Origin of the sequence: Companilactobacillus hulinensis (assembly GCF_003946555.1) — a bacterium.
Lineage (GTDB): Bacteria > Bacillota > Bacilli > Lactobacillales > Lactobacillaceae > Companilactobacillus > Companilactobacillus hulinensis.
The window spans coordinates 76,043-90,694 of sequence record NZ_RHOO01000004.1; the positions used below are offsets into that span (position 1 = coordinate 76,043).

15 protein-coding genes, 1 pseudogene and 1 riboswitch are annotated in these 14,652 nt (G+C 35.5%); of the genes and pseudogenes, 3 read left to right on the top strand and 13 right to left on the bottom strand.

The features are described from left to right. Positions 1-27: 27 nt before the first annotated feature. From EKM66_RS03660 to EKM66_RS03690, 7 genes and pseudogenes are all read right to left on the bottom strand, one after another. Positions 28-1,557, bottom strand: coding sequence for a YfcC family protein (locus EKM66_RS03660; RefSeq protein WP_125761814.1), 1,530 nt, complete (start codon positions 1,555-1,557; stop codon positions 28-30). A 94-nt stretch (positions 1,558-1,651) separates the two neighbouring features. Further along, entirely contained in the window at positions 1,652-2,440 is a 789-nt protein-coding gene (locus EKM66_RS03665; protein ID WP_125761816.1) for a hypothetical protein, read from the bottom strand. Next, positions 2,437-3,189 carry a sensor histidine kinase gene (locus EKM66_RS03670; protein ID WP_225426551.1) on the bottom strand — a complete coding sequence of 251 codons (753 nt, stop codon included), beginning with the start codon at positions 3,187-3,189 and terminating at the stop codon, positions 2,437-2,439. Before EKM66_RS03670 ends, EKM66_RS03665 begins: the two co-directional genes overlap by 4 nt. A 148-nt stretch (positions 3,190-3,337) precedes the next feature. Further along, a pseudogene (locus EKM66_RS12900) lies at positions 3,338-4,033 on the bottom strand (response regulator transcription factor). A 17-nt stretch (positions 4,034-4,050) separates the two neighbouring features. Continuing rightward, the gene (locus EKM66_RS03680) at positions 4,051-4,830 is read right to left on the bottom strand and encodes an ABC transporter permease (RefSeq protein ID WP_125761818.1); all 780 of its coding nucleotides are present in this window, start codon (positions 4,828-4,830) and stop codon (positions 4,051-4,053) included. Beyond that, the gene (locus EKM66_RS03685; RefSeq protein ID WP_125761820.1) at positions 4,830-5,738 is read right to left on the bottom strand and encodes an ABC transporter ATP-binding protein; all 909 of its coding nucleotides are present in this window, start codon (positions 5,736-5,738) and stop codon (positions 4,830-4,832) included. The genes EKM66_RS03680 and EKM66_RS03685 overlap by 1 nt, the downstream gene beginning before the upstream one ends. Positions 5,739-5,851: 113 nt before the next feature. Further along, a complete protein-coding gene (locus EKM66_RS03690; RefSeq protein ID WP_125761822.1) occupies positions 5,852-6,418 on the bottom strand; it encodes a GNAT family N-acetyltransferase in 567 nt (188 codons plus the stop codon). Between the two features lie 142 nt (positions 6,419-6,560). Here EKM66_RS03690 and EKM66_RS03695 point away from each other — a divergent pair, with 142 nt between their 5' ends. From EKM66_RS03695 to EKM66_RS03705, 3 genes are all read left to right on the top strand, one after another. After that, on the top strand, positions 6,561-7,631 hold the full coding sequence (locus EKM66_RS03695) for a baeRF8 domain-containing protein (protein WP_125761824.1): 1,071 nt from the start codon (positions 6,561-6,563) through the stop codon (positions 7,629-7,631). 143 nt (positions 7,632-7,774) lie between these two features. Beyond that, the gene (locus EKM66_RS03700; RefSeq protein WP_125761826.1) at positions 7,775-8,473 is read left to right on the top strand and encodes a MarR family winged helix-turn-helix transcriptional regulator; all 699 of its coding nucleotides are present in this window, start codon (positions 7,775-7,777) and stop codon (positions 8,471-8,473) included. A gap of 24 nt (positions 8,474-8,497) precedes the next feature. Continuing rightward, positions 8,498-10,264 (top strand): ABC transporter ATP-binding protein, encoded by a 1,767-nt coding sequence (locus EKM66_RS03705; protein ID WP_125761828.1) that lies wholly within the window; start codon positions 8,498-8,500, stop codon positions 10,262-10,264. Between the two features lie 89 nt (positions 10,265-10,353). Here the strand turns inward: EKM66_RS03705 and EKM66_RS03710 are convergent, their stop codons facing one another. The 6 genes from EKM66_RS03710 to rpsI form a co-directional block, all read right to left on the bottom strand. Next, a complete protein-coding gene (locus EKM66_RS03710) occupies positions 10,354-11,094 on the bottom strand; it encodes an ABC transporter ATP-binding protein (protein WP_125761830.1) in 741 nt (246 codons plus the stop codon). 5 nt (positions 11,095-11,099) lie between these two features. After that, positions 11,100-12,107 (bottom strand): ABC transporter substrate-binding protein, encoded by a 1,008-nt coding sequence (locus EKM66_RS03715; RefSeq protein ID WP_125761832.1) that lies wholly within the window; start codon positions 12,105-12,107, stop codon positions 11,100-11,102. Positions 12,108-12,119: 12 nt separating this feature from the next. Beyond that, on the bottom strand, positions 12,120-12,881 hold the full coding sequence (locus tag EKM66_RS03720; protein ID WP_191988028.1) for an ABC transporter permease: 762 nt from the start codon (positions 12,879-12,881) through the stop codon (positions 12,120-12,122). Then, complete coding sequence (locus EKM66_RS03725; RefSeq protein ID WP_125761834.1) at positions 12,850-13,146, bottom strand: thiamine-binding protein; 297 nt, start codon at positions 13,144-13,146, stop codon at positions 12,850-12,852. The genes EKM66_RS03720 and EKM66_RS03725 overlap by 32 nt, the downstream gene beginning before the upstream one ends. Before the next feature lie 56 nt (positions 13,147-13,202). Next, a riboswitch (TPP riboswitch) is annotated at positions 13,203-13,303 on the bottom strand. Between the two features lie 290 nt (positions 13,304-13,593). Further along, positions 13,594-14,160, bottom strand: coding sequence for an SOS response-associated peptidase (locus EKM66_RS03730; RefSeq protein ID WP_125761836.1), 567 nt, complete (start codon positions 14,158-14,160; stop codon positions 13,594-13,596). Positions 14,161-14,257: 97 nt separating this feature from the next. After that, positions 14,258-14,650 carry a 30S ribosomal protein S9 gene (rpsI, locus tag EKM66_RS03735; protein ID WP_191988029.1) on the bottom strand — a complete coding sequence of 131 codons (393 nt, stop codon included), beginning with the start codon at positions 14,648-14,650 and terminating at the stop codon, positions 14,258-14,260. Positions 14,651-14,652 lie beyond the last annotated feature (2 nt).

Consider the following 14,652-nt stretch of genomic DNA (forward strand, 5'->3'; position numbering starts at 1 on the left):
AGCACCCTCAATGAGAGTGCTTCTAAATTAAGATATTAATACTCCCACACTTAAGAATACCAATATCAAAATAATTATTGTAATTAAAAGCTTCATAACAAATTTAATCCACTTATCAAAACCAATATTTACCATCGACAATGAAACTAGAATCAATCCAGTAGGTGCAATCAATCCAATAAGACCTTGTCCCCAATTATATGCATCAATAATCATAGAACGATCAATTCCAACAACATCGGCAAGTGGTGCCATGATAGGCATTGATAATACCGCCAAACCAGATGAGGATTGGATAAAGAATCCCAGAATAATATATACAAAGAACAAGACACAGATGAACAGAACATTATTCATTCCACTGATTTGGTTACTGAAGTAATTCATGATAGTATCACTAACAAAACTGTTCTCCATTACGATACCAACTGACCTTGCTAATCCAACTGTTAGAGCTACACCTAACAAGTCAGCTGCTCCAGAAACAAAACTTTCAACGAATTTTTTCTCACCTAGTCCTGCAACAAATGCCAACACATACGTTACAGCTAGGAAGACAACTGCTATTTCTGTGAAGTACCAACCTAACTGTTGAACTCCCCAAATCATAACAACGAATCCCAACGCAAAAATAATCAGAGCTAATTTCTGACGAAGTGTAAAGACTTTTTCTTCAGTCATACTTTCATCTAAGAAGTGCTCTCGATCTGACTCCATTTGGTCAGCAATCAACGACTTGGATGGATCCTTACGAACTTTTTCACCATAGTGAATAGTATATGCTATCGATATACCAACAGCCGTTACCCACATCAAAAGTCGTAGTGGCATACCATCTGTAAATGTGATGCCGGCAGCGTTAGATGCAATTACAGTTGAGAATGGGTTGATGGTTGAACTCATCGTACCAATTGCGGTACCTAAGTAGACTGCCGCGACCGCCGTCAACGTGTCATACCCTGCTAGCAAGAATATCGGAATTAAAATAGGATAGAAGGCAATTGTTTCCTCAGCAAGTCCAAAAGTAGTACCTCCTAAGGCAATGAGCGTTGTAACAATAATAATAAGCCACTTCTGCTTACCTTTTAGGATTTCTGACAGACGCTTCATACCAGCATCCATCGCACCAGTGGCATTAACAATACCAATAACACCACCTAATATAAGAATGAAGACAATAATATCAACACTATCAGCAATACCTTGAACCTGTGAAGTTAGGAATTGGTTAATAGTTCCAAAGACACCACGCTTAGGCTTCTTAATTCGATGATATGAATTAGGAATTGCAGCCGGACGATAAATAGTCCCATCTTTGAATTTTGACAGCTTGATATTGATCTTATATTTATCAAGCGTCTTTTTGGTTGCGGGTTCCTTTTTTGTCTTTCCCTTGGCATCAGTAATAACGAAGGCATTACTGTCTGAACTATATTCTAAAGTTGAATACTTTCCAGATGGAATGAAGAAAGTTAAAGCCTGAACCATGATTAAAACAATGACTATGACCGTATAGGCCGACGGAAAGGCGTGCTTTTTCTTTTTCGCAGTAGCCATGGTTTAATCCCCCTTTTCTAAAATTGACTAATTTCTTAGTCTTTCAATAAAGAGTATATCATAGCTAATGTAGGCGCTATCACACTTTTCGGTATTATTTACCTTTGGATAAAACAAAGTTTCTAATGAATTTATATTTTCTACTGTGACTTAAAGAATAGTAATATCCAAATACGCTGAAGAAAATTGCCCCAATTAAATTAACAAATAAATCCTTCATCGTATCAATTAAACCGATATCTAAATATCCACCATGAACAGTAATACTTTTACCATCGGATGTATGAATTGTAGTATGATCAATTTTTTTGATATGTCCAACAGTATTAGGCTTATCAGAAAGTTCTACACTATTAATTTTTTGAACAACACGATCCTTTTGCATGTCAGTATTTAGCCATGAATCGGCGGTAAACTCACCAAATTCCCACATAATTCCAATAGTCATTGAAAAACAAAATGAAGTCAAAGCAATAAATATTGGCGTTAATCGAATGGATGCCATTCCTTCATTCAATAAATAGATCGATGAAAATCCTACTCCAGCTGCCAAAAATCCGTTAAGTGTATGCAACCCAGTATCCCAAAAAGATAGATGTCCATAAAAATCACTTAATTCACCTAAAATTGTTGAACTGAAGACAAAGGAAATTATTACAAATTCCAAAATATCTGGAATCATGATTTTGAATTTGTTTTCTATAATCGCTGGTATTTCAAACAATATCAAAGTTAAAACAACAATCATCATTTCATTTCCACGCCCCATGATTGCCTGATTAATTAACATACCAATGGCTATCAATCGATACATTATATATACGAATTTGACAAATTTACTGGCATCGTTCGTCGATCGTCCCAAAAATCTGATTATCCTCATACTTCCACCTCAAGACTTGGTAATTTTATTTTAATTAAAAATTGCTGATTATTTAGTTCTGCATCCATTGAACCATTCATATTTTCAATCATTCGCTTAGATATATATAAGCCTAATCCACTAGATTCTGCATTAGTCCTAGATTGTTTCTCTGTATAAAACCTGTCAAATACCTTTTCAATAGAAACTCTACTTTCAGACTTAATATTATTTTTAATCATAACACTGCCAAATTTATTATCCTGTGCGAACTCAATATGGACCTCATCTTTGGCATATCGCAAAATATTTTGAATAACATTTTGTATAACTCGATTTAGTAATACTTTGTCAGCCAGAATATTGATTCTTGGCTGATTATCCTCAAAATGTATTTCTACTCCAGCTGTCTCAAAGCTATCAAAAAAGTTCAAAAAATCATCTTGAACGATTTCATTCAAGGTTATCTTAGATAATTCCATCCCTTTCTGATTAATATCTATTCTAGTCAAATCATAAAATTGATTAGTCATTTCAACAAGTTTTGAAACAGATTGTTCAATAATATCCAAATATTGCATTTTTTTAGTCGGATCATCAGTATGCCTTAGTAATTGAATATAGCCATCTATTACAGTCAAAGGTGTACGCAAGTCATGCGATAAATCCGTAATCGAAAGGTGCAGATTCTCTTCAGACTTTTTGATATGCACTTTTTCAGATTCATATTGATCCACCATTTCATTAAGTGAATCAACCAATTGAATCAAATTTTTTTCTCTAAAGTCCAAAAAAAGCCGACTACCATATTGGGAACCAGTCGGCATTTTTTTTATCTTTAAAGATAATTTATTGATTTGTTTTTTCAAAAGAAATACATAGACCACTAACGTAATAATAAGTATACATAGGACAACGCTAAAGACTCTCACTTGATGAATCCCCCTCCAACTTAAATCCAATTCCCCAAATTGTTCTTATATAATTATCACCATATTTATTCAATTTTGAACGCAGATTACTGATATGCATGTTTACAGTCTTGTCATTCTCCAAATACGGCTCTTGCCATACGCTCTCATACAAGTTGGAACGACTAAATACTTTGCTAGGATGATTTATCATCAATACCAAAATACTGAATTCATGTGTTGTTAGATGAACCATCTTACCCGAAACCGATACTTCTCTCGTATCCATATCCATAACTATTGTTCCATATCGTAATATATTATCTTGTTTTGTAGACTCATTATTCGCATGACGTAATTGAATATCGACTCTAGCAATTAGTTCATTCAAATCAAATGGTTTGGTGATATAGTCATCAGCCCCATGAGTTAACAAATCTAATTTCGACGCTTGATCCACCTTCGCAGATACTGCAATAACGGGAAGATTAGAGTTCTCACGAACTTTTCTAATGAATTCTTCACCCGATATCCCGGGTAACATCAAATCCAGCAAAATAAGGTCGATATTATTTTGTTCAAATAATAATAATCCTTATGTACCAGAATAAGCATCAAAGACTTCAAAATTGTTCAGCTCAAGTGTCTCTTTCACCAATGAATGAACCGCCGAGTCATCCTCAATAATCAATATGTTCGCCATCATAGCCCCTTTGTAAATTACTTAATATCAGATTTATAAAAACTCCAATAACCAATCAATGTAGAAATAACCACTGTAACAACACTTACCAAAATCATCTTGGGAAACTCACCAATAACAGATTGAGAAGTAAAATCCTTATAAAACAAGAAGCTCTCTGATACCCACCATGTAAGACCTTTGAGAGAATCGAACTTCAAAAAAGCACCAGGTAAAAGTCCCATAGTAATTGTAAAAATGAATGTCCAAATAATTCCTGAACCCGTAGAACGGACCATAAAATTAATTGCCACATAAACTGAGATAACTGAAAACAACAATAGAAATACAGTTAATGAGATCATCCAAAAATAATAGTCATAATTATTGATACCGGCAATACTGCCAAATCCAAAATAACCACCGAAACTAATAGTACTTAATGCAGTAATTATAACAGTAGAAATTAGAGTTAAACAAAATACCACTAATAGCTTCATCAAATAATACTTTCCACGACTCATCCCTAATGACAAGGAATTCCTAATCGTACCATTCTGGAATTCTTCACCAATATAAAAACTAACAAATGCACAGAAAATTAACAGAATCACCAAATTAGCTTTGACATTCATCAATACACCAGTAGCACCGTTAACGACGATATCCATCTTTTGAACTAATTTACCTTGATACTCATTCTTACTAATACTGTTTAATAATTGAAAAATTGGCAGGAAGATGACAATTGCCAGAGTTATCCACATTTTTCGGCTTCTAAATAACTTTATTTTGTCCGCCATTAATAAATTTAACATTATTTACCCCCAGTTATATTCATGAAGTAATCTTCCAACTTCTGATTTTTTGTATCAAGTTGATATACCTCAATATTATTTGTTACAAGTTGTCGATTGATCTGTGCTACCAAATCCAAATCTGAATAAATTCTAATTTCATTTGTACCAATTACTTCATAATCAGAAATATTCATTTCATCCAGAATTGTGACTGACTTCTCAACGTCACTAATTTTGAGTTCAATGTATTGCTGACTCTTCTGTAATAGTTCTTCTTTTGACAACTCTTGAATTATTTGTCCATGATGCAGAATCCCATACTCAGTTGCAACTTGTGAAAGCTCATCCAAAATATGACTGGAGATCAAAACCGTTAGTCCTTTCTCACGCACTAATTTCTTAATAATTTCTCTTATTTCAATAATTCCAGCTGGATCAAGCCCATTAGTAGGCTCATCCAAAATCAGGAATTCAGGATTACTCACTAGTGTGACTGCAATGGCTAATCTCTGACGCATCCCTAGCGAAAAGTTTTTAACTTTCTTTTTTGCAGTATCCTGCAAATTCATTAATTCCAGTAAATGTGTGATTTCAACATTGCCAACCCCCGCATTGGCAGCCTGCACCTTCATATTATCAACTGCAGTTAGTTCCGGATACAGTGCCGGAGTTTCAATAGACTGTCCAATTTTCCTTCTAGCTTCTTGAACCGATTTAGTATCACTAGCACCAAATAGTTCAATATTACCGCTATCAGCATAGGTCAACCCCATAATAATTCGCATAAAAGTCGATTTACCAGCTCCATTTATTCCAATCAATCCATAAATCATGCCGCGCTTTATTTCTAGAGACATCCCATCTAATACCTTATGTTTGCCATAACTTTTAACAATGTTATTTACTCGCAAAATTGTTTCCGTCATATTATTCCCTCATTTCATTATCTATATACTAATCTGTACAAATAAATTAATTGACTAGAAAGTATAAAAAAAGTGTAAAGAAAAAGCATTTGCCAGATATGCATCGGTAAATGCTACATTTCAATATTTTCGATAAAATGATTTTGATACATATTCCAATATTTCTCATAAACAGGAATATTGGATTTAAAATTCAGTTGATACATTCTAAAAGTTACTAAAAAGTTCTTTGGTTGCCATAATTCCTCGTACGAATATTGATAATCCATTCCAAGCTTTTGCATGACCTTCCCGCTGCCAAAATTATTCACATCATGAGTAGCCGTAACAAAAGGAATATCAGTCGATTTCAAGTATTTGATAAATTCTATTCCTGCTTCCGTCACTATTCCCTGACTCCAATAAGCCTTTAATAATCCATAGCCAAAATCATGTCCTGGACCAGAATCCACATCAATGTATCCAATTGGAGTATTACCCTCTTTAAGGCAAATTGCCATAAAGTATCCGTTATTATTTTCAATTCTATTATTGAAGAATACTTTTGTATCATCAACATTTTCAAGTGGATACCAAGGTAAATATTGATTAACTATTGGATCAGAAAAGATTTTATAAATGGCATCAATATCAGATTCCTCAAAATCTCTAATTATTAATCTGTCAGTCCTTATTTCCATAATATTTCTCCTCAAAATCATTATTAATGAAAGCGTACATCATTTCAATCAAATATTAATATAGTTATTACTAGCCAACATAACCAGAATGATGATATATTACCATTACAAATAAATTATAGTATCGATAAGGAGATGACCTATGAAAATAACTGACAAGAAAGAACTACTAAATCTACTATCATCAAAAGTAGAACCAAAGATAAGTATAATTCTTCCCATTCATCCTGAAACTCCCAAAACGGACAATAATATCCTGATTTACAAAAACCTACTTAAAGACGTAAAAAAAGATTTGGAACTAAACTACCCTCGACGTGAATGGTCGAATGCTGTTAATAAGCTCAATTCATTGATTCTTGATCGAGCACTCTGGCATAATGCTTCCCCAGCTGTCTTAATCTTTGCTAATAATGAAGACATGCAAATCTGTGAAATGAACCACAGAGTTGAACCAAAATCGCATGTTGGTAATACCTTCCTGATTCAAGACCTCTTCTTACAAGAAGAACTAACCGATCAACCCAAGTACATCATTAATTTGAGTCGTGATCGTATCAATATTATTGATGTTAAAACTCTCAAAGCCATCGAAACAGAAGAAATTCACACTAAGTTCTCTGACTATTATTCAGATTTCGATGCAAATTCAAATCTCAATACTGGATCATATGGCGGACTAAATGGTACTGCCTATCATGGACACAGGACAAAATCTGAAGAACAGCAAAAAGATCAATCCATCTACTACAGTTACCTTGACAAAGAGCTAAGCAAACTCTCTAAAGATACTGATTCAACTTTCATTATTTCTGGTTTACCAGAAATTCTTGATAATTACCTCAGCAAGTACGGTAACAGTAATTACATCTACACTGTAATTCGCGGATCAGTTATCAACTCCTCCCAAAGAGAATTGGCAATTAAGCTCAATCAAATCTTTCATGACAAAAAAGTCCAGAATTCTGAACTGCTTAAAAAAGAATACAATCAGGCAGATCAGAAAGACAAAATTCTTAACGATTTTGACAGCATCAATCATGCTATCGCTGGGAAACGCGTTAAATCACTAATTTCATTCAACATCGGCAACTCCTACTCGATCGATCAAAATAAATTAATGCTAAAAGCAGCATTAAATAAAATTAATTGTCGAGTGCTTGATGCGACTGAAAATAGTGAATTACCAAAGATCAGTGCCATCGTATATTAAGAAAAGCTGCTACCATTTTTATTGGTAGCAGTTTTTTTGTGCAAAAGTGTTGACAATTGATTCGGTACCGAACTATAATCATTTTTGAAATAAAGTTCGGTACCGAATCAATTTTGATAAAAGTATGAAATGAGGAATTCAATATGAGTAAGTTAACAGACGATTTGATGAAACAATTACATTTTATTAGCGAAGCCGGAAACACCTTCATGCATGAAAAGAAGCAAAGACTGACTGGTCAACAACGCGTACTAGCCATTCTGAGATTAGAAGATGGACTAAGCCAAAGCTATTTAGGTGAAGTTCTTGACCTTCGCCCAAGTTCAATTGCAGAATTGCTGAAGAAACTCGAGAACAGCAACGACATTACTCGAAAAGAGGACGAAAACGATAAACGTACTAAGTTAGTTTATTTAACCGCTAATGGTAGAAAAAAAGCAGACGATAATGCTTCTCTTAAAGATGCGGACTACAGTGAATCATTCTTTTCTGGATTGAATGATGATGAACAGCAACAATTCAGCATCTATCTTGAAAAAATTGCTGACGGTTGGGATGATAATTTCAAAAAACAAACAGATAAATTCGTTGATCCAATGGATCGTATGCAATATATGCAAAAAATTCACGAAACAATGATGGAAAAGTTTGGTGATAATTGGCAAGACATGTCTCCAGAGGACATGCGTCATCAAATGAGAAAAGAAATGCGAAAGGCAATGAAGAATGGTGATTTACCTAACCATCATGACATGGATATGAAAATGGGATTCATGCCTAATATGGGATTTGGGTGCGGACATCGTGGCCGTCGTGAATTCCGATTCGGAAACAAATTTTAATCTAGATTTAGAGGATATTAATAAATGAATAATGAAACAACAATGAGGAGAAATTTAACCCCACCAAAGAATAATATCAAGCTCAGAGATTTTCTAAAATTAATCAATAGTGTAAATCCTAAAAAAGGTATATTCGTTCTTGGATTATTGCTTAGTTTAGTAACAAGTGGTGCCAGTTTAGTCGTACCACAGCTAACCAAAGGATTAGTTGACACTAGTCAATTAGCCAAGATCGATAGCAAAATGTTAATAGTTCTGCTATTAGCTTTTGCAATACAGCTAGGCTTTGGAACTATTGGTGGCTTCTTACTTAGATATACCGGTGAAAATGCCGTTCAAACACTTCGCGAAAAACTTTGGAACCATCTATTGAAATTACCTGTCAGTTATTTCGATGATCATAAATCCGGAGAAAGTTCATCAAGATTAGTAAATGACACCTCCGTTATCAAAGATCTGGTGACTTCCCAATTTCCAAACTTCATTACTGGAGGAATTCAGTTAATCGGTTCAATGATAATTCTTTTCATAATGGATTGGAAAATGGCAGCGATAATGTTTAGCGCCGTACCAATTTTCGTACTGATCCTCTTACCAGTTGGTCGAATACTTTCTAAATTAGGACGACAATTGCAAGCAGCCACAGCTGACTTTAATGCCGATGCAAGTGAAAAACTATCGGAGATTCGTCTGATCAAATCCAGTAACGGTGAAGAATTCGAGAGAACAACTGGTGGAAGTTTCATCAAAAATATTTTCACATTAGGAATAAAGGATGCCAAAGTTGAAGCTGTCCTACAACCAATTATGATGACAGCAATGCTAGGAATATTTGTTGGTATCCTTGGCTATGGAGCTGTGCGTGTTTCAGCCGGAACAATGACTAGTGGTGAATTGGTTGCTTTTCTGCTATACCTATTTAACATAATTGCCCCTGTAACTAGCTTTGCGACATTCTTCTCGCAAGTTCAAAAAGCTATGGGTTCAACCGAGAGAATTCAAGAGATTCTTAACACTGAACTAGAACCAGTGAATGATGGCGAAACAATTGATGTTGAAGGCAGCACTATCAGAGCTAATAACATTTCCTTCAACTATGAAGCAGATCATCCCATTTTGACTGACGTTTCTTTTGAAGCAAAACCAAATACAGTTATTGCATTTGCAGGTCCAAGTGGCGGTGGCAAATCAACGCTGTTCTCATTGCTTGAAAGATTTTATGAACCAGCAAGTGGAAATATAACTGTTGGTACCCACAATATCTCTAACATAAATATTGGAAGTTGGCGCTCTCAAATTGGCTATGTTTCACAAGACAGCGCAGTTTTTGCCGGGAGCATTCGTGACAATCTTCAATATGGCTTGAACAAGACTCTTACCGACAAACAATTGTGGCACGGACTGCAACTCGCATACGCAAAACAATTCGTTAAAGAATTTCCAGAACAATTGGATACACAAATAGGTGAACGTGGCGTTAAGCTATCTGGTGGTCAAAAGCAAAGAATCGCCATCGCCAGAGCATTCCTTCGTGATCCAAAGATATTAATGTTAGACGAAGCTACCGCCAGCCTTGATTCAGAATCGGAAGAAAAAGTTCAACATGCACTAGATAAGCTTATGATTGGCCGAACTACTTTGGTTATCGCACATAGACTATCCACAATTGTTGAAGCCGACCAGATATACTTTATCGAACATGGACAAGTTACTGGCCACGGTACACACAAAGAGCTCATTGCAACGCATGAACTATACGCACAATATGTTAATGAACAGATGGTTAATTGAGTAAGCAAACAGGGGGATGTAATCCAAAATTGGATTGCATCCCCCTGTTTGTCCTAATGCTTAAAAGTAACACGTATCTTTTTACGCTCTTACTTTTGTAAACACGCAATTATTTTCTTTTTATAATCCAAAAATTCATCCGATAAAAGAAAATTGTCAATATTCTTTGCTGATTTTGCAATTGAAATATTATCCAGACTGTCATACTGGCTTCCCTTTAATATGTACACTCTATTCGAAAGCTTAATCGCTTCATCGATATCATGAGTAATAAACAAAGTCGTTAAGCCTAGATTTTTGTGAACCTTCAAGTACCAAGATTGAATCTCAGACTTGGTAAAAGTATCTAAAGCGCTAAAAGGTTCATCTAGCAAAATTAAATTGGCGGAAAACATATATGTTCTCAACAGAGCAATTCGCTGACGCATCCCACCAGATAACTCATTTGGATATGCTTTAGCAACCATTTCAAAGCCGAATTCTTTCAGCAACTCTTCAGCTTTTTTAATGGCTTTTTTCTTAGCTTCTCCCTTTAACATAAGCGGAAGAGCAACATTTTGCTCAATCGTCTTATACGGTAACAACAAGTCCTTTTGCAGCATATATGAAACATGACCAGGCTTATTGATAATTGATTCTCCATCTAAGAATACATTGCCTTGGCTGGGCTCTAACAATCCAGCAATAACATTGAATAATGTCGATTTACCGACACCACTAGGACCCACGATACTAACTATCTCATGCTCCTCAACGTATAAATTTAAATTATTAAGTATTTTTTTGTACTCAAAACTTTTGGAAATATGTTTCACTTCTAATTTCGACATTCAAACTACTCCGGCAAATACTTATTGGTAAAACCAGTATTTGAAGGAATCTTGTTCTTGATCAACTTACTGTCATCTAACCAGTTGTAGAATGAATTCCAGCGTTGTGGATCAATATATCCCCATCTCGATTCCTCAGCTTTGTATTGCTTTGAAATCCATTTTTGACTGGCTTGTGCTAGCTTACTATCAGTTTCAGGGACCTCTTTAACAAGAATATCTGCCGCTGATTTTGGATGATCTACTGCATAATTATATCCTTCAGATGTTGCTTTCATAAATTTCTTAGCAGTATCTGGATTCTTTTTCAAGAAATCATTGTTGGAAATAATTACTGGTGTGTAGTAATCAAAGGTTGAATTCAAATCTTTAAAGTAGAAATAATCAACAGGTACTTTTTCTAATTGGGCTGAAACACCGCCCCATCCATAAAACACCCAAATGGCATCAGCTTGTTTTTCCTTTAATGCCTTTGGTTCATCAACAATATTGTTAGGGATCATCTTCAACTTACTATAATCTCCGCCATCTTGTTCCATAACATTTTTGATCATAGCTTTTTCAATTGGTGAATCCCAAGTAGCATAAGTTTTGCCCTCAAGCCCTTTAGGACGATCTATTCCATCACCTTTGCGCGACATGATACCTGAAGTATTATGCTGTAGAATTGCTGCCACTGCAGTAATAGGTAACGGCTTTTTAGAAGCATAATTAGCAGCTAAAGTATCCTGTGCTGAAATACCAAAGTCAGCTTTACTACTTGCAACAATAGAACTAGCATCCCCATCAGACGGCTGAACGATTTTTACATCCAAGCCCTGTTTCTTAAAGTAGCCCTTTGCCTTAGCAACATACAAACCCGTATGATTCGTATTAGGTGTCCAATCCAAAACAATGGTTACCTTTTTCAAATCCTTCTTTTCTGTAGTATTTTTACTTTGATTGCTGCACCCAGCAAATACTGCAAATAAACTCAAGCTCAATATAAATAATAACTTCCACTTATTTTTCATTTTATTCCCCAATTAATCCTCTTTCCACGGCATACTAATACGCTCCATTACGTTTACTAATCCTACTAACAGCAAACTAATAATTGAAATCAACAGTATTACCGCAAACATTTTGTCAAAATCATACGACTTACGAACCCTGGTCATATATACCCCTAGTCCTTCAAAACCGCCTAACCATTCAGAAATCACCGCACCAATAACCGCATACGTGACAGCAATTCGCATGGCTGAAAAAAAGTCCCCCAAACTAGCCGGCACTTTGATGTACCAAAAGATTTGTAATTGATTAGCACCCATTGACTGTAGTAATCTCACTTCGTCTTGATCAACTGAAGAAAATCCATTCAGCATTGCTACAGACACCGGGAAGAAAATTGTAATTATGATCAGCACAACCTTGGGCATGACTCCAAAGCCAAACCAAATAGTCAAAAGTGGTGCAATTGCAACTGTCGGTATAGTTTGTGTAAGTACTAAAACTGGATATAAGGCCTCTCGAACACGTTTAAAGTGATCCATTATAATGGCAGCCAGAACACCCAAAAGTAGTCCAGAAGTCAATCCAAGGACAGCCTCAAGCAATGTAACCTTGGCATGGAACATCAATAGATGAAAATCACTAACAAAAGCTTGTCCAACCTGAATCGGCGAAGGTAGCATAAAGTCCGGTACTAACTTCCAAAAACTAACTGCTTGCCAGAAAATTAAAATAAGCACTACAGAAAAAATTGAATAGGCATTAATGTTGGTGCTTCTTCGTTTTTTTCTCAATACTCAATACTTCCCCTTCAGGTTTATAAACCACCTTGATATAGGCTGAAACACTTGGTGCACCAGCTTTAATAGCAATCAATTGACATTGCTTGACGATTTCCATCAGTTCGTCATAATCCCCTTCAATTGAGGTCTCAAAAGCTCCAACCTGATAATTTAAGCCAGTACTGCCAATATAGGCAATAACTTCATCCACAATACTAATTAGTTTCTCTTCATCGCCAACACCTGGTAAAACTTGAATAGCTACACTTGCTTCCATAATTTTCCTCATCTCTTAATAAAAAAGGCATCGTCTCAAATAGAGAAGATGCCGTAAAATTTACGTAACATGCTCCCTACCATGGTATTGACCAACAGGTTCTAAGGGTCAGGTTAATTCAACCTTCTCAACGTCAAACGTTCCCCTGCAATTATTTATTTAAGCTGGACATTTCCATTTAAGTGTCCAGCTTAAATGGGTTTGTACGATCCTGAAACTTTTCCACAGGTGGATGAACTTTCTAGGACTAACAAAGCTTACTTTAGGTACTTTGTACTGTCAATTTAACATCCACTCAATATCTATCAGACAAATAGTTATAACCCCTATCCCATCTATCTTTTGAAAACAAATACCGACAAAATATTATATTAACTAGGATGAAGATATAAAAAAAGCTCTACAAATTATAAAAATATAACTTGTAGGGCACATCAGATTACCTATTTATTCTGATTTCACCGCCGTCAGCATTGGCATGGATGAATTCAAAAAATCAATTGCAAACTGTTGATCATATATCCAACGCTTAATTTGATTTTTCTGCAGAATCAGTGGCATCCTGTCATGAATTTTAATCATTGATTCATTGGGAGCAGTTGTCAGTAACACACTGTGTGGTCCATCGTCAAAGACTTTATAACATCCAGCAATGTATAAAGTTTCTGGATTACTACCATAATTGAACCGATGCTTAACTTTGTCTTGAGACCATTCAAAAAAACCAGTCGTTGGATACACACATCGACGATTCATAAAGGATTCAGCAAACATCGTTTTCTGCATAACTGTTTCAGAACGAGCATTAATAATTGATTGTCCCTGTTTGAAACCGGGGAATCCCCATTTCATCGTAACAACCTGAACCTGATTATCCCCAGCGCTTACAATAGCTGTTTTATCGGTTGGAAAAATCTCACCAGTTTTCGGTTCATAACCGTTATCCACAGCCAATTGATAAATTCGCTTAATTTCTTCATTCTCATTTGGTTCAAACATAAATCGTCCACACATAGCAATCCTCTCCTTTTTGTCTATTATACATAAATTTTTAGGCAACAAAAAAACACCCACAAAAGAGTGAGTGTTGGAACGGTAATATCTGGATATATTAACGTTTTGAGAATTGTGAAGCTTTACGAGCTTTCTTCAAACCTGGCTTCTTACGTTCCTTCATACGAGGGTCACGTGTTAAGAAACCGGCTGCTTTAAGAGTAGGTCTAAAGTCTGGATCGACATTTAGAAGTGCTCTAGCAATACCGTGTCTGATTGCTCCAGCTTGTCCTGAGAAGCCACCACCATTAACGTTAGCAATAACGTCATAGTTAGCACCTGTTTCAGTAATATCTAATGGTTGTTTCATATCAGCAATCAAATTGTCAAAAGGAATGTAATCTTTGACATCACGCTTGTTGATAGTAATTTTTCCGTTTCCGGGAACTAATAGAACACGGGCTGTTGAGTCTTTACGACGGCCTGTTCCAGCATATGATACTTGTGCCAAAA